The 15,409-nt window shown below is 66.4% G+C and carries 18 protein-coding genes; 12 read left to right on the forward strand and 6 right to left on the reverse strand.

Annotation, left to right across the window (positions count from 1 at the left end):
* Positions 1-135: 135 nt before the first annotated feature.
* Entirely contained in the window at positions 136-2,160 is a 2,025-nt protein-coding gene (locus tag ACYSM9_RS04175; RefSeq protein WP_461855743.1) for a hypothetical protein, read from the reverse strand.
* Positions 2,161-2,552: 392 nt separating this feature from the next.
* Between ACYSM9_RS04175 and rpsF the strand changes: the two genes are divergently transcribed.
* The 6 genes from rpsF (at position 2,553) to ACYSM9_RS04205 (ending at position 5,985) form a co-directional block, all read left to right on the forward strand.
* Entirely contained in the window at positions 2,553-2,858 is a 306-nt protein-coding gene (gene rpsF, locus ACYSM9_RS04180; protein WP_015939036.1) for a 30S ribosomal protein S6, read from the forward strand.
* Between the two features lie 73 nt (positions 2,859-2,931).
* Positions 2,932-3,501, forward strand: coding sequence for a single-stranded DNA-binding protein (locus tag ACYSM9_RS04185; protein WP_221384391.1), 570 nt, complete (start codon positions 2,932-2,934; stop codon positions 3,499-3,501).
* 128 nt (positions 3,502-3,629) lie between these two features.
* Positions 3,630-3,869, forward strand: a complete 240-nt coding sequence (gene rpsR / locus ACYSM9_RS04190) for a 30S ribosomal protein S18 (protein ID WP_003800144.1) — start codon at positions 3,630-3,632, stop codon at positions 3,867-3,869.
* 17 nt (positions 3,870-3,886) lie between these two features.
* On the forward strand, positions 3,887-4,339 hold the full coding sequence (gene rplI, locus ACYSM9_RS04195; protein ID WP_018762867.1) for a 50S ribosomal protein L9: 453 nt from the start codon (positions 3,887-3,889) through the stop codon (positions 4,337-4,339).
* 81 nt (positions 4,340-4,420) lie between these two features.
* Positions 4,421-5,269 (forward strand): PhzF family phenazine biosynthesis protein, encoded by an 849-nt coding sequence (locus tag ACYSM9_RS04200; protein WP_461855744.1) that lies wholly within the window; start codon positions 4,421-4,423, stop codon positions 5,267-5,269.
* Between the two features lie 89 nt (positions 5,270-5,358).
* A complete protein-coding gene (locus tag ACYSM9_RS04205; protein ID WP_461855745.1) occupies positions 5,359-5,985 on the forward strand; it encodes a CE1759 family FMN reductase in 627 nt (208 codons plus the stop codon).
* On the opposite strand, the gene ACYSM9_RS04210 is transcribed toward ACYSM9_RS04205, so the two are convergent.
* On the reverse strand, positions 5,982-6,548 hold the full coding sequence (locus ACYSM9_RS04210) for a hypothetical protein (protein ID WP_461855858.1): 567 nt from the start codon (positions 6,546-6,548) through the stop codon (positions 5,982-5,984). The two genes, ACYSM9_RS04205 and ACYSM9_RS04210, sit on opposite strands and share 4 nt — an antisense overlap.
* Before the next feature lie 787 nt (positions 6,549-7,335).
* Between ACYSM9_RS04210 and dnaB the strand changes: the two genes are divergently transcribed.
* Complete coding sequence (dnaB, locus tag ACYSM9_RS04215) at positions 7,336-8,721, forward strand: replicative DNA helicase (RefSeq protein ID WP_221384386.1); 1,386 nt, start codon at positions 7,336-7,338, stop codon at positions 8,719-8,721.
* Here the strand turns inward: dnaB and ACYSM9_RS04220 are convergent.
* Both ACYSM9_RS04220 and ACYSM9_RS04225 read right to left on the reverse strand, forming a co-directional pair.
* On the reverse strand, positions 8,718-9,719 hold the full coding sequence (locus ACYSM9_RS04220) for an acyl-CoA thioesterase (protein ID WP_461855746.1): 1,002 nt from the start codon (positions 9,717-9,719) through the stop codon (positions 8,718-8,720). The genes dnaB and ACYSM9_RS04220 overlap by 4 nt on opposite strands.
* Before the next feature lie 147 nt (positions 9,720-9,866).
* A complete protein-coding gene (locus ACYSM9_RS04225) occupies positions 9,867-10,301 on the reverse strand; it encodes a DoxX family protein (protein WP_461855747.1) in 435 nt (144 codons plus the stop codon).
* A 101-nt stretch (positions 10,302-10,402) separates the two neighbouring features.
* Between ACYSM9_RS04225 and ACYSM9_RS04230 the strand changes: the two genes are divergently transcribed.
* The 3 genes from ACYSM9_RS04230 (at position 10,403) to ACYSM9_RS04240 (ending at position 12,861) form a co-directional block, all read left to right on the forward strand.
* Complete coding sequence (locus tag ACYSM9_RS04230) at positions 10,403-11,755, forward strand: MATE family efflux transporter (protein ID WP_461855748.1); 1,353 nt, start codon at positions 10,403-10,405, stop codon at positions 11,753-11,755.
* Positions 11,756-11,813: 58 nt separating this feature from the next.
* Positions 11,814-12,404, forward strand: coding sequence for a hypothetical protein (locus tag ACYSM9_RS04235; protein WP_461855749.1), 591 nt, complete (start codon positions 11,814-11,816; stop codon positions 12,402-12,404).
* A 103-nt stretch (positions 12,405-12,507) separates the two neighbouring features.
* Entirely contained in the window at positions 12,508-12,861 is a 354-nt protein-coding gene (locus ACYSM9_RS04240; protein ID WP_461855859.1) for a hypothetical protein, read from the forward strand.
* A gap of 40 nt (positions 12,862-12,901) precedes the next feature.
* Here ACYSM9_RS04240 and ACYSM9_RS04245 read toward each other — a convergent pair whose 3' ends face one another.
* Positions 12,902-13,447, reverse strand: a complete 546-nt coding sequence (locus ACYSM9_RS04245) for a CGNR zinc finger domain-containing protein (RefSeq protein ID WP_461855750.1) — start codon at positions 13,445-13,447, stop codon at positions 12,902-12,904.
* Positions 13,448-13,518: 71 nt separating this feature from the next.
* On the opposite strand from ACYSM9_RS04245, the gene ACYSM9_RS04250 reads away from it, so the two are divergent.
* Positions 13,519-14,556, forward strand: a complete 1,038-nt coding sequence (locus tag ACYSM9_RS04250) for an EamA family transporter (RefSeq protein WP_461855751.1) — start codon at positions 13,519-13,521, stop codon at positions 14,554-14,556.
* Between the two features lie 101 nt (positions 14,557-14,657).
* Here the strand turns inward: ACYSM9_RS04250 and ACYSM9_RS04255 are convergent, their stop codons facing one another.
* Entirely contained in the window at positions 14,658-14,924 is a 267-nt protein-coding gene (locus ACYSM9_RS04255) for a WXG100 family type VII secretion target (RefSeq protein ID WP_221384379.1), read from the reverse strand.
* A 211-nt stretch (positions 14,925-15,135) separates the two neighbouring features.
* Here ACYSM9_RS04255 and ACYSM9_RS04260 point away from each other — a divergent pair, with 211 nt between their 5' ends.
* Positions 15,136-15,408, forward strand: coding sequence for a DUF2277 domain-containing protein (locus tag ACYSM9_RS04260; RefSeq protein ID WP_461855752.1), 273 nt, complete (start codon positions 15,136-15,138; stop codon positions 15,406-15,408).
* Position 15,409 lies beyond the last annotated feature (1 nt).

Here is a 15,409-nt window from a genome sequence, read left to right on the forward strand (position 1 = left end):
CGGGGGGAAGAATGTGGAAATTGCGGGTACCTGCAACAGGGCGAAAGCGGGGCCCTTCGCGGCAGGAACCGTCAAAAGGGGCGGGCTGCGCCGCCGTCGTGGCAGCGCAGCCCGGAGGTGCACATTAACCCGGGCTCAAGCGGCGGGCTTCAAAGCCGTCTGCCAGGCGCCCACTGCCTTGGAGCTTGAAAGGGTCCAGGTGGCGGTGCCGCTGGCCCCGGCCGTCGATTGCGGCTTGTCGGCCTGCTCTGCCACCTGGCCGCCTGCGGCCTCATAGCGTTCAGTCCATCCCGTGGGTGCTGTCGCTGCGGGGTTGCCGCTGTCAAACCCCACGCCGCCAATCAGCAGCGCGCCGTTGCTGGCGGTGGTGACGCCCGGGACCGTGATGCTGGTGGCCGCGTAGGTGGCGTCCACCTTGGTGGCCACCGCGCTGTCCAAGGGAGTGCCCGTGTTGACGCCCCGGTAGGCCGTGATTCCGCCGCCCCACTTCACTGCCGGGCTGGTGGTCCAGGAGTAGGACGCACCATCGCCCGTTCCGACGACGTGGTAGTAGGAGAACATTTTTGCCCCGGTGCTGATCTTGAGCCCGTTGACGATCGGCGTCCACCCGGCCGGGGCGGTGCTGATCGACGGGTTTTGGTCAGCGGTGAAGGATGCCACCAGGACGTCCCCGGCGGCAGCCGCCGAAGGTTTGGTGAGCGTAATGGTGGAGGCTGTGCCGGAGTAGTTGCTGGCCGTGCCCACGACGCTGATTGACCCTGATGGAGACGGGGAGGGCGACGGAGACGGCGAGGGCGAGGGTGACGGGGAGGGCGACGGCGATGGGGCCGTTCCGAGGGGCCGGTCCGAGTACCAGTAACGCTGCGTGGCCTTGTTGCTGGCCATGACCACCACGCCGGTGGTGGCGTTGACGCTTTGTTTGGTGGTGGTGACGTCATTCATGTTGGCCGATGCCCCGTCCTGGATCACTGGCGTTCCACGGCCGCTGCCGAAGACGGGGCTGTCCATTGAGGCGGTCTTTTCGTAGATGCTGCCCGGGATGCCGGAGTACGCGCAGCCCGAAACGGAGGTGGATGGTCCCGTGTAGAAGGCCCTCACGAGGTTGTTCGCGGTGTCCAGCAGGATCTGGGGACGGGTGACGCAGTCGGCGATGGTGGCGATGGTTGACTTGGTGAAGGAACCTGTCCCCGGCTTGAACACCAGCAGTTGGAGCTCCGGAAGGGTCTTGTCGGTGGAGATGTCGTTCAGGCTCGTCTTCACCGCGGCGTAAACGCGTCCGGCCGAGTCGGCAAGGAGGGCCTTGATATTCAAGTGGTCATCCGCCTGGCCTTTGCCCTGCACCGCAGGCTGGACCTTCCAGGACGATGCGGCGGTGGTGGAGGTTCCGTCGGTGCGGGTGGCCCAGTAGACGGCATTGGAACTGTGGTCGCTCCACATCACCCCGATCTTGTTGCTGCCGAAGGCGACGATGGCGGAGATGTCATCCGGCGCAGGATTGGGATCCGCGACCGGCAGGACGAACGGCGTACCCCAACTGGTGCCGCCGGGAGCGGATGCGTTCACGTAGACGCTGCTGGTGTAGCCGGAAGTGGAACTCCCGGAAACCTGGGTCCAGGTAGCCCAGATGGCACCCGTGGTGTCTTTGTCGATGGTCATCGACTCGCTGCTGTTGTTGGTGATGGTGGTCGGGAATCCAGCGTCCAGGGTGTACTTCCCGGACGCGTAGCTGTACCGGTAAAGCTTGGCGGGCTGGCCGGAGACCGACGGTTTGGTACTGGCGTCCCCGGACACGGTCACAACGTGCGACGCGATGTACAGCTTGTTGCCGTCCCAGAGCGTGTCCGCCAGGGTGCTGCTGCGGCTGTCATTGAGGATGCCGGTATCCACCCACGCGTGGCTTGCCCTGTCCAGGCGGAAGATATGCCAGCCGCTTCCGGTGGCCCACATGTCCGCCCACCACGTGCCGTCGTTCCACCAGAGCTTGCTTTGCGGCTTGTCGGAGGTAGGGGCGTTGGCCACGCCGGAGTAGCTGATGCTCTGGTATCCGTAGTTTTCTGCGGCCTGGGCGCTGCTGACGGCGGCGATCATGCCCACCAGCAGGGCAACTGCCAGGGCCAGGGACTGGGCGATGAAGGCTGCCGGAGTTTTTGCTTTGGGCATCTTGTCCACCTTGCGTGCAGGAGGGAATCTATCAGCAGGCCCCCCAGCCGCGCCCAACGTCCGTGACAGGAACGTTCCGGTGCTTACCGCACAACTTAGACTCCAGCATTCTCCCGGGGCAATAGGGTGTTTGGAGCCCGCCGGCACTAGGGAGTTGCGGGGGCCTAGGGCAGGTTTTTCCACATACGCTGCGCCCGGGCGATGGATCGGCTGCCCCCGACGCTAGCCTTGGGTCAAGCGCAAATCGCCTAAGCGGGCGGCATGCACTAAGATAGTGAAGTCTGTGCTGCGTCCAACCCCTGTTCCGGGAGGTCCGCCGCACGGGCACCGCAAATGAACCTCCTGTTACGGAAATGCCGTAACCGCTTAGCCCAAAGGAGGTGGGTTCACATATGCGTCCTTACGAATTGATGGTAATCATCGACCCCGAGGTCGAAGAGCGTACCGTTGAGCCGTCGCTTCAGAAGTTCCTGAACGTCATCACCAACGATGGTGGAACCATCGAAAAGGTTGACATCTGGGGCCGTCGCCGTCTGGCTTACGACATCAAGAAGAAGTCCGAAGGTATCTACGCCGTGGTGAACTTCACCGCCAAGCCGGAAACCGCCAAGGAACTTGACCGCCAGCTGTCTCTTAACGAGACCATCATGCGCACCAAGATCACCCGCCCCGAAGAGCAGAAGGTTGTTGCTGAGTAATTCAGCGTCGACTTTCATTCTTTACCCCGCAGGACACGCACTCTTCACCCAGGATCGAACAAGGAGGCAGTAGATGGCAGGCGAGACCACCATTACGGTCATCGGTAACCTCACCAATGACCCGGAATTGCGGTTCACACCGTCAGGTTCCGCAGTAGCGAACTTCACCATCGCTTCCACTCCGCGCACCTTTGATCGCCAGTCCAACGAGTGGAAGGACGGGGAAACCCTGTTCCTCCGCGCCGCTGTCTGGCGTGAAGCAGCCGAGAACGTCGCCGAATCCCTCACCAAGGGCATGCGCGTGATTGTGACCGGCCGCCTGAAGAGCCGTTCCTACGAAACAAAAGAAGGCGAAAAGCGCACCGTTATTGAGCTTGAGGTCGATGAAATCGGCCCCAGCCTGCGCTACGCCAATGCCAAGGTCAACCGCACCCAGCGCTCCGGCGGGGGCCAGGGTGGCTTCGGCGGAGGCAACAGCGGCGGTGGCTTCGGAGGCGGCAACTCTGGCAACCAGGGCGGCAACTCCGGTGGAGGCTGGGGCGGCGGCAACCAGCAGGCTGCACAGGACGATCCCTGGGCTACGCCCGGTGTGTCCAACGCAGGCGGCTGGGGCAACGGCCCCGATTCCGAACCTCCCTTCTAACCAACCACTCACGGCCTGGCGCCGGAACGCCCAGGGGTGCTGCAAGGCACCTTCGGAAGTTCCCGCCGTCGGACCACCACCATCCCGTGGATCAATATCCACGGGCTCCCTAGAATAGGAGCTCCACGATGGCTAAGGCTGAACTCCGTAAGCCCAAACCAAAGTCCAACCCCTTGAAGGCCGCTGACATCACTGTCATCGACTACAAGGACGTAGCATTGCTGCGCAAGTTCATCTCCGACCGCGGAAAGATCCGCGCCCGTCGCGTCACCGGCGTTACGGTCCAGGAACAGCGCAAGATCGCCCAGGCAATCAAGAACGCCCGCGAAGTTGCTCTGCTGCCTTACTCCGGCGCTGGCCGCGGCTAAGGAAGGGATTAACTAACATGGCAAAGCTCATTCTGACCCACGAAGTCACCGGTCTCGGTGCTGCTGGCGATGTTGTCGAGGTCAAGGACGGTTACGCACGTAACTTCCTGCTGCCCCGCGGCTTCGCCCTGACCTGGACCAAGGGTGGCGAGAAGCAGGTTGAGTCCATCAAGGCTGCCCGCGCCGCCCGTGCGCACGCTTCTGTTGAAGCTGCACAGGCACAGGCCCAGGCTCTGTCCTCCAAGAAGGTCAAGCTCGAGGTGAAGGCCGGCGAGTCCGGTCGTCTCTTCGGCACCGTCAAGCCTGCTGATGTCGCTGCCGCTGTTGAGGCCGCCGGCCTCGGAGCCATCGACAAGCGCAACGTTGAACTGCCGAACCACATCAAGTCTGTCGGTTCGTACACGGCCAACGTCCGCCTGCACGAGGATGTTTCCGCTGTCATCGACCTTGAGGTCGTTGCCGGCAAGTAGCAGCCGCACTGCGCCAGAAGACCCCCGTTGCCGGATGCCGGCGGCGGGGGTCTTTCGCGTCCGCGGTGGTAGCCTGCACCGGTGAAACCTACCCCCCGCAGCCGTCCCTTCCACCAGGTCGATGTGTTCTCGCCGCAGCCCTACAAAGGCAACCCGCTCGCCGTCGTCCTCGACGGCCAGGGCCTGGATGCGGCCACGATGCAGCACTTCGCGAACTGGACCAACCTCTCCGAAACCACCTTTCTCCTTCCGCCCGAGGATCCACGCGCGGACTACCGGGTCCGGATCTTCACGGGCTCGGAGGAGTTTCCGTTCGCCGGCCATCCCACCCTGGGTTCGGCGCATACGTGGCTCGAAGCCGGGGGAGTGCCCGCATCTGATGGCTACGTGGTGCAGGAGTGCGGCGCCGGCCTCGTCCGGATAAAGCACGACGGCGGCCGGCTTGCCTTCGCCGCGCCGCCGCTCACGCGCTTCGGCACGCTGGGGAAGCAGGACGCACAGCAGTTGCCGAAGGCGCTCGGCGTGGCCGCCGGCGACATCGTGGACTCCTCCTGGCTGGTCAATGGCCCTGAGTGGATTGGCGTCCTGCTGGAGTCCGCGGAACAGGTCCTGTCCCTTCAGCCCGATGTGGCGGCACTGGGAGACCTGAAAGTCGGGGTAATCGCTCCGCACGGTCCGGACGGGGAGGCCGACTTCGAGGTCCGCACTTTCCTCCCCGGTGATGCGCTGGTGGAGGATCCCGTGACCGGCAGTTTCAACGCGGGCGCCGCCCAGTGGCTGATTGGCAGCGGCAGGGCCCCTGAACGCTATGTGGCCTCCCAAGGCAGTGTGCTGGGGCGGTCCGGGCGCATCCAAGTGGAATCGGCCGGTGGGGACATCTGGGTGGGAGGCCATTCAACGACCTGCATCCAGGGAAGTGTCAGGCTCTGATCCCCGGGAATATCCGGAAGGGGTGCGCGGTTCAGGAGTATAGATGCAAATGCATGTAGAATGATTTGAACGAGCACCAGGAGAATGCCATGGAAACCCGCCGCATCACCGTACTGTCCGCCGGACTTGGCGTCCCGTCTTCGAGCCGCCTGCTGGCGGACCAGCTTGCAGCCGCGGCCGAGCGCCGGCTGGCGTCCGCAGGCTATGCGGCAGCGGTGGAGGTGGTGGAACTGCGAGACCTGGCCGTGGACATCGCCAACAACTTTGTCACCGGCTATGCGGCGCCGCGGCTGGCGGAGGTCATCGCGGCCGTGGAAGCCTCTGACGGCATCATTGCGGTGACCCCCGTGTTCAGCGCCTCCTACAGCGGCCTCTTCAAATCCTTTATCGATGTCCTCGATCCCAAGTCGCTGGACGGCAAGGCGGTCCTGCTGGGTGCCACCGGAGGCACGGACCGCCACCAGATGATCCTGGACTACGCCCTGCGGCCGCTCTTCAGCTACCTGCGCACCCGGATCGCCGCCACCGGCGTCTTCGCCGGGCCGCAGGACTGGGGCACTGCCGACGAGGGCGGCGCCTCCCTGGCGGACCGCATCGAGCGCGCGGCGGCCGAGTTCGGCCGGCTTCTCGAAGGGCCCCAGCCTGGCCGAAAGCCGGCACCCCTGGAATCCCTCCCGTTCGAGCAGCTGCTCGCGGGTATCGCCGGATCCCGCTAGTCGTCCAGCAGGGCGATGAATTCCCGCGCCTGCTTCAGCGTGATGTCCGAATGCCGCGTCAGTGCGTTGGCGGCCGCCTCGGTGTCCCCGCTGCGGGCGAGGGTGCGGATCCTGCCGTAGATTTCGTCGTTCAGCATGTTGCTGCTGACCTCGCGGGTCACGTCGCCCTTGCTGGCGATCGCCCGGTAGCGGTAAGGGAAGCGCTGGGGCTCATCGTCGTCGTCGTCGGGAGCCGGCACCGCCTCGGGGCTCCGGTAGGGCTGGGGATGGGCGGCCAGGGCGCCTACGGCGTCCCGTGCAGCCCGCAGTCCCTCCCCCGTGGCATCGTAGTACAGCTTGATGGCAGCCATGGCCTGCCCCTGGGCGATCAGGGCGTACAGCCGCCGGTGCTCATCCTCCGACAGCCGTGCCGCTGCAGCCCGGGCCACCTCCTGCGGCGTGGGTGCCGGCTCGGAAGGTGCGGCAGTGCGCGCCGCCCTGCGTTTGGCGACGGCGCGGTACGCCAACAGCACGCCCGCCAGCACGGCGAGAAGGATCAGGACCGGGACCACGAGGGATTCCATTTTCAATGCCGTTCTATGCGCTTGCCGGCCGCGGCCGGCTCTGGGTAGATTGCCGGGTTCTGCGCCCGGGAATGGTCCTGCAGGCTGCCGCCAGTACCACCGCAGGCAGCAGCACCAGCAGTAGATCGCCCATACCTAGAGCTTAATCCAGATCGAGGTTATCCACAGCAATATTCGCTGCTCCGTATACAGGGCCGGAGAGTGCCGGACAGTGCTCCCGCTGCGGAATATGATGGGCGCCACGGTCGCGGTCGGGGGCCCTTGCCGAACGCCCCCACCCCGGGTCCGGCCGCCTCTGCTGTCCGGTGGCTGTGGATGAAATTCCGTGGCAGAAATATTTACTCCACATGCTGGCGGTGATGTTTCCGCAGGTCAAGGCGGTTTGAGGGGCAAAAGAATTTTTGTTTCCACAGACTTTCCCACAGACTGTGCACAAGCTATGCCGCGTACTGCACAGGTTATCCACAAGGCCGTGGACTAGCTGGCTTTGCCGTTGCGCGGCGGGGGGCTAGCGTAGCGGGGTACCTGTTCTCCAGGGCCTGCCGAGGGGTCCAGCAGCCTTGCCCGGGCCCCCGCATCCAGCGGCGCGGATCCTCTGTGGAAAAGCTGTGGACACTGGGGATAACTCCATCCGGCCCGCGCGCGTCCGACCTGTTCCGGCACCAATGTCGGTGCCGGCGGGTAGACCTGGACAGGTGGTGAAGCCCGGTTGCCGGGTGGAGCTTTGGAACAGGATGGAACACCACCGGGACCACCAGGATCCTGGTACAAATGGAGGACGGCAGCTTTGTCAATCGCGCATCTGGACCCTGTTGAGGCAACCCGCGGATCAGACGCCAGCCGGAAACCGCCGCAGGATATTGCCGCCGAACAGTCGGTGCTGGGCGGCATGATGCTCTCCAAGGATGCCATCGCCGACGTCGTGGAGATCCTCCGTGGGCAGGACTTCTACCGCCCCGCCCACGAGACCATTTACGAGGCCATCATCGACCTCTACGGCCGTGGTGAGCCTGCGGATGCCGTCACGGTTTCCGATGAGCTGACCAAGCGTGCCGAAATCAACAGGATCGGCGGTCCGGCCTACCTGCACGAACTGATCCAGACCGTCCCCACCGCGGCGAACGCCGGCTACTACGCCGAAATCGTCGCCGAGCGGGCCGTCCTGCGGCGCCTGGTGAATGCGGGCACCAAGATCGTCCAATTGGGCTACGGTTCCGATGGTGAGGTGGAGGACCTCGTCAACCAGGCGCAGGCCGAGGTCTATGCCGTGGCAGAGCGCCGCACCGCCGAGGACTACGTGGTGCTCAAGGACGTCATGGAATCCACCGTGGACGAGATCGAAGCCTCGGGCCACCGCGGTGAAGGCATGACGGGCGTGCCCACCGGATTCTACGAACTGGACGAACTCACCCACGGCCTGCACCCCGGCCAGATGATCGTTATCGCCGCCCGTCCCGCCGTGGGCAAGTCCACCTTTGCCCTGGACTTTGCCCGCTCCGCCGCCATCAAGAACAACTTGTCCACGGTGATGTTTTCGCTCGAAATGGGCCGGAACGAGATCGCCATGCGCCTGCTCTCCGCCGAAGCCACCATCGGCCTCCAGGACCTGCGCAAGGGAACCATCAAGGACGAGCAGTGGTCCAAGATCGCCACCACCATGGGCCGGATGAACGATGCCCCTTTGTTCATTGACGACAGCCCGAATATGTCCCTGATGGAAATCAGGGCCAAGTGCCGCCGCCTGAAGCAGCAGCACGACCTCAAGCTGGTCATCCTCGACTACCTGCAGCTGATGAGCTCGGGCAAGAAGGTGGAGTCGCGCCAGCAGGAAGTTTCCGAATTCTCCCGTGCGCTCAAGCTGCTGGCCAAGGAGCTGCAGGTGCCGGTCATCGCACTCTCCCAGCTGAACCGCGGTTCGGAGCAGCGCTCCGACAAACGGCCCATGGTGTCCGACCTCCGTGAATCCGGCTCGATCGAACAGGACGCCGACATGGTGATCCTGCTCCACCGCGAGGACGTTTACGACAAGGAGTCCCCCCGCGCCGGGGAAGCCGACATCCTGGTGGCCAAGCACCGTAACGGCCCCACCAAGGACATCGTCGTGGCGTTCCAGGGCCACTATTCCCGCTTCGCCAATATGGCAGGCGACGCCGGCGGTGGCGGCGGCTTCTAGGCGGTTTCCCCCGGGGTACCCGCGGCCGCTGCCTGCGCCAGTAGGTGGTTCGGCAGGCGGTTCCCCGGCGCCGTTCCCCTGATCTGCAGGAGTTCGCGGGCGTGGGCGTGCAGCCGCCTGTCCTCCTCGCTGACCGGGACCCAGGCGGGGACCGGCACGGAGGTTCCTTCCTTGTCGCGGGCCACCATCACCGTGAGGCAGTAGGTGGTCAGGCTAAGTTCGCGTCCCTTCGGGTCGCCGGAGCGGACATGGACGGCGATGTGCATCCCCTTGGTTCCGGTATAGACGAGCCGTGCCTCCACCTCCACCACGTGGCCGATCAGCAGCGGCCGGTAGAAGCGGACACCCCCGGAAAATACGGCGACGGTGTCCCGGCCGCAGTAGCGGGACGCACAGACATACGCGGCCTCGTCGATCCACTTCATCACGATCCCGCCGTGGACCTTGCCGCCCCAGTTCACGTCCGTGGGTGCCGCCATGAACCGCAACGTCACGCGCTCGGCCGTACCGGCGTCGGTATATTCCTGCCGGTTCATGGCTTCCACGATCTGCTCGCGGACCTTGATCCGGGCCAGGGCATGGTCGCGCTGCTCTATTTCGGCAGGCGTCGCGGGTTCGAACTGAGGCACCGGGATGGGTTTGCCGTCCTCGCCCACCGCCACGAAGATCACCATGCACTGGCTGCGCATGGTGGCGGGGCCGCCCTTGGGATCCCCCGAGGACACCACAGTGTGGATATGCATGGAGGACCGGCCGGTGTACACGATGGTCGCTTCCACCTCCACCATGTCGCCGCTGTTCACCGGGTCGGCGAAGTGGATGTTGCCCACGTAGGCGGTGACGCAGTACGACTTGGCCCATCCGACCGCGGCGGCGTAGGCGGCCTTGTCCACCCACTCCAGCACGGTGCCGGCATCCACGGATCCGCTGTGTCCCACATCGGTGGGGGCGGCCAGGAAGCGGAGGGTCACGGAGTTGGGGCGCCCGGTCTCAGTCATGCTGCGATCATACTGAGGCGCCGCGCTACCGGCGGGTCCGGCCGCAACAGTGCGGGCATCCCACGCAACAGAGGCATTTAAAGTACGACGGCGGCCGCGCACCGCTTTCGACAGGGTGCGCGGCCGCCGGGTGCGGGTTGGGCCCGGCTAGGCGAGGACTGCCAGGCGGGAGTTGGTCCGGCCGAACAGGATGCGGTCAACGGAGAGCCGGCCGGGGCCGGTGAGTGCCAGGGCGAAGGCGGCGGCGGCCAGGAGCAGGACGAGTTCGTACCCTCCGTTTGCTGCGAAGACGCCTGCGGAGGCATGGACCAGGACCAGGGCGCCCAGCATGTCCAGGACCAGGAGCGCGGCCACCACCCGGGTCAGGATGCCCAGGATCAGTGCCACGCCGCCGGCGAGTTCAAGGACGGCGACCGCCGGGGCCATGGCTTGGGCGGCCGGGACCCCCATCTTGGCGAAGGAGGCCTGGGTGCCTGCAATGGTCCATTCGTTGAATTTCTGCCACCCGTGGGCTGCGAAGAGGAAGCCAAGGACGACGCGAAGGGCGGTGAGCGCGGTGGTGGTGAGTCGTGACTGGTTCATAAGACAACCCTCCCGCATCGTTAGTTGAAGTGTCAACTAATCACGCTGTGGCCTTCGTCATGCGCCGGCCCCTCCCCGGGAAGCAAAGATAAGCTGGCACCGTGCCCCAACCCTCGCCTCCTGCCGCCGCGCCCGCCACCCGGGGGCATGCCCGGGACATCCTCCGCCTTGCCGTGCCCGCCTTCGGCGCGCTGGTTGCAGAACCCCTCTTCCTCCTGGCCGACTCCGCCATTGTGGGCCATCTGGGCGTAGCCCAGCTCGCCGGCGTGGGACTGGCCTCGGCTGCGCTGCAGACCGTCGTCGGACTTATGGTCTTCCTGGCCTACTCCACCACTCCAGCCGTAGCGAGGGCCGTCGGTGAAGGCCACGTGGGGAAGGCGCTGGCCGCTGGCCGCGATGGAGTGTGGCTGGCGCTGCTGTTGGGGGTGTTCCTGGCCGTGGCAGGCTTCCTGGCCGCGGACCCGCTGATCGGCCTGCTCGGAGCCGAGGGCAGTGTGCGGGCGTTCTCCGTGGATTACTTCCGGTGGTCCATGCCCGGGCTGGCAGCCATGCTGCTGATCTTTGCCGGCACCGGAGTGCTGCGCGGCCTGCAGGACACCCGGACTCCCCTGGTGGTGGCCACCGCGGGGTTCGGCGTCAATATCCTGTTGAACCTCTGGCTTGTCTACGGCCTGGGCTGGTCCGTCGTCGGTTCGGCCGCGGGCACCAGCCTCGCGCAGTGGGCCATGGCCGCCGTCTATGTGGTGATGGTGCGCCGGAACGCGGTGCGCCACGGCGTCAGCCTGTTGCCTGACTGGCGCGGCATCCGCAGCATGGCGCGCGTAGGGTCCTGGCTGATGCTGCGCACCCTGAGCCTGCGCGCGGCCATCCTTGCCACCGTGATGGTGGCGACGGCCCAGGGCGCGGTCAACCTCGCCGCCCACCAGCTGGCCATGACCATCTTCTCGTTCCTGGCCTTCGCCCTCGATGCCCTTGCCATCGCCGCACAGGCCTTGATCGGGAAGGAGCTTGGTGCCTCGAATGCAGCCAGGGCGCGGCTGCTGACCAGGACCATGGTCCGCTGGGGTGCCGGCTTCGGGGTGGTGACCGGGCTGCTGCTCGCGGCGGCTGCCCCCTTCGCCGGTGCCCTCTTTACCCCCGATCCGCAGGTGCAGTGGGTCCTTGCGGTCGCCCTGTGGGTGCTGGCGGCCGGGCAGCCCGTCGCCGGGTACGTCTTTGTCCTGGATGGAGTGCTGATTGGCGCCGGCGACGCCCGGTACCTGGCCCTGGCCGGGCTGGCCAATGTCGGGTTCTATGCCCCGCTGCTCGCCGCCGTGGCGGTTTCCGGTTCAACCGGCGCTGCCGGACTCGGGTGGCTCTGGGTGGCCTTCGGGATCGGTTACATGGCCGCCCGGGCGGTCACCCTGGGCCTGCGTGCGCGGTCCGACCGGTGGATGGTGCTGGGATCGCCCTGACGTCGGTGACCGCCGGCCGCCGGTTCGACCTGGCAGCTGCCGCCACTAAACTGGACCGGTGACGCAACCATCGACGCCGGCGGGCGCTGCCCCCGGAACCGCCCACCCCACCGATCTCTGGAAGCCGGTCCTGCTCCGTGCCGGCGCGGCCCTGGTCTTCGGCGCCGTCACCGTCTTCTGGACCTCGCCCTCCGTCGAGGTCATGGGCTGGGCAGGCGGGCTCTACCTTCTGGCCAGCGGCCTGCTGATCCTCCGGGGCATCCCTGCCACGGGGCTGGGGCAGAAGTCCGCCGCGGGAAAGATGTTGTCCGCCGCGGGATCCGCCCTGGCCGGTGCGGGGGTGGTGGTGGCCCTGCTGCACACCGATATGCTGTTCGGCGTGATGGCAGCGCTGGGCCTGGGCGCCGCAGGTGCCCTCGAACTGGCCTGCGGCCTGCGGCACAGGGGAGGCCACGTACTTGCCCGGGACTGGATTGCGTCCGGGGTGGTCGGGCTCGGAACCGCAGTGCTGCTCCCCTTCTTCATCGGTCTCGGCGCCCACGCCCTCCTCGGCATCGCGGGCGGGGGAGCCATCATTTCCGGTGTCCTCTGGGTGCTTTCCGGGCTGACGCTGCGGCATGATGCCCGGGCAGGGGCCCACAAGCCGTAAACTAAGTGGGGTGGCGTTCTACTTTCTGTAGAAATTTTTCGTGCGCCACCCGCTCATCCGCAACACCAGGCCGGCCGGACGCCGCCTGCAGGAAGGAACCACCGTGGCTGACCAGCATCCAGGAAAACCGCGCAGGCTGCGGACCTCGGTGAAGGGGCCGCTGATGTTTTCCGCATTCTGGGCCGTCGTTGCCTTCGTTGCGGTCCTGATTTTCGCCTCGGGAGGAAGCGCCCGCGCCCCGCGTTTTGATTTGGCCTTCACCGCCGCCGGCATCGCCTTCATCGTCACGCTGGTGATCGCTGCCATGCTGTCGATGAGCTACAAGGAAAACGCCGAGCACCTCGGCAAGGGGTCGGGCGTGAACCTCAGCTCGAGCCGGAAGCCGCTGCACGGTCACGGCGATGCGGGAAGCCCCGAGACCCCCGGCGACGGCACGGACGGCGCTCCCGGGCGGTAGCACCCACTCCCGCCGGCAGCACCGCCAGGGTTACGGCGGGCTATCCCGCAGCTGCCTGCCTGGCGCGGTAGGCGGCCACGTGTGCGCGGTTGGCGCAGTTCCCGGTATCGCAGTACCGCTTGGAGCGGTTCCGGCTCAGATCCAGCACCGCCGCATCGCAGTCCTCTGATTCGCAGGTCCGCAGCCGGTCCATCTCCTTGCTGCGGATGACGTCGGCCAGGGCCATCGCCGCCTCGGTACCCATCCGGTCCGCCAGCGGGGCATCCGGTGTGGTGGCGTGCAGGTGCCAGTCCCAGCCATCGTGCTTCATCAGCTGCGGCAGGGCGCGGGCGTCCCGCAGCACCCTGTTCACGGTTTCCACGGCAGTGTCCTCATCCGCCGTCCAAACCCCTGCCAGCACTGCCCGCAACTGCCGGACACTGTCGAGTTCGGCGGCATCGCGGGTCCGGCCCCCGCTGAAACCCTCGGCCGCCAGGAAGGCGTCGAGGTCCGCCACTGAGCCCAGCGCCTCCCTGCCGTTCGCCGCGGAATTGACCAAATTGACCACCGTGCGCAGCGCCACCTCGGTGTCAGGGGCAAAAACCATGTTGACTCCTTACAGTCCCGGGGCGTAGTGTCATGACCATTACCCCACTTTACTCCTGACAGGAGGCGACGGTGCCTGCCGCCAACAACCACATCCCCACTCCCGTGCCCAGCGCGCAGCGCAGCCTCCTGGCGTCCGGCCTCGGCACCGCACTGTTCTCCTCCGCCGTCTTCGGGCTCTCCGGCTCCTTCGCCAAGGCACTCCTGGAAACCGGCTGGTCACCCGGCGCGGCGGTCACCGCCAGGCTCACGGGGGCAGCCCTGATCCTTGCCATCCCGGCCGCCTCCGCCCTCCGCGGCCGTTGGCACCAGCTGCGGACGAACTGGCTCACCATCTCGCTCTTCGGGCTCATCGGCGTGGCGGCCTGCCAGCTGTTCTACTTCAACGCCGTGGCCCGGCTGTCCGTGGGCGTCGCGCTGCTCCTGGAGTACCTGGCTCCGGTGATCATCGTGCTGTGGCTCTGGGCGGCCAGCCGGAAACGTCCCCGGGTACTGACCTTCGGCGGGACACTGCTGTCCCTGGCCGGCCTGGTGCTGGTGCTTGACCTGACCGGCGCCGTCACGGTGGACCTCGTGGGGGTTCTCTGGGGCATGGCGGCGGCCGTATGCCTGGCCATCTATTTCTTCATCACCGCAAAGGAGAACGACACCCTGCCGCCCATTGTCCTGGCCTCGGGCGGGCTGATGGTGGGTGCTGGCGTCATGTGGCTTGCTGCCGCCTCGGGCCTGCTCCCCATGTCGTTCAGCACCGCGGACACCAGGCTGGGCCCGTGGACCACCCCGTGGTGGGTCTCCCTGGCCGGACTGGTGGTCCTGGCCACCGTCCTGGCCTACGTCTCGGGCATCATGGCCGCGCGGGCCCTGGGCTCCAAGGTGGCATCCTTCGTATCGCTGACGGAGGTGCTCTTCGCCGTGCTGTGGGCCTGGCTGCTGCTCGGCGAACTGCCCGGGCCCATCCAGCTGCTGGGTGGCGTGCTCATCGTCGGCGGGGTCATCCTGGTCCGTCTCGACGAGCTGCGGGGTGCTGCGGCCAGGACGGGCGGAGCCGCGGCGGCACCCATGGTGGCGTCCCCGCTGGAACACGCGAACGACGTCGAACCCGTCCCTTAGCCCAGGCTGGGGGCCCGCAGCCCCACCGTTAAAAGGCGGGAGGGGCCGGACACCTTGCGGTGCCCGGCCCCTCTTCCGGCGGCAGTCCTGCCGCCACGGCGTTAGCCCTGCGAAGCCTGGCTCTGCTGCTCGGCGTTGCGCTTGGCCTGCGCGCCGGCGTCCTTCAGTGCTTCGGCAACCTTGGTCAGCATGGTGGTGTGGGTACCGGACCACTCCTGGCGGAACTTGTCCGCGTCCGGGCCCTTCCAGTCGGTGCCGCTCAGAACCTTGGTGAGAGTGGACTTCTGCGTCTCGATCTCGGACGCACCTGCCTGAAGCTTGCTGCCGAGCTGGCGAAGCTGCTCAACGTCTGCACCCCAAATAGCCATCAGTTTCTCCTTGTTAGGTAGTGGATCCGAACCAGGTCGGCATCCCCCGCGGCCTCCCGGCTCATCCGGAAGATCCATTGCCTAAAACCTACCCCGGCCTCCAAAAGGGTGTCGATGGGCACCCCTGCCCATGCCGTACTCCCCATGCGCGGGCCCGGTGGGCGGTGGAAAAGGGTCGATTCCAGGCGTTCGAAGAGCCTAGCATGGCGGTATGTGCCGGAATATCCGAACCCTCCACAACTTTGAACCGCACGCCACCTCCGAGGAAGTGCATGCCGCCGCGCTGCAGTATGTGCGCAAGATCAGCGGCAGCACCAAGCCGTCCAAGGCCAACCAGGAGGCGTTCGACGAGGCGGTCCACGAGATTGCCCACATCACCCAGCACCTCCTGGACGCCCTTGTGACGCAGGCGCCGCCGAAGGACCGGGAGGCCGAAGCGGCCAAGGCCAGGGCACGCGCCGCCGTGCGGTACGGCGCGGCCTGAC

The organism is Arthrobacter sp. C152, assembly GCF_054890965.1.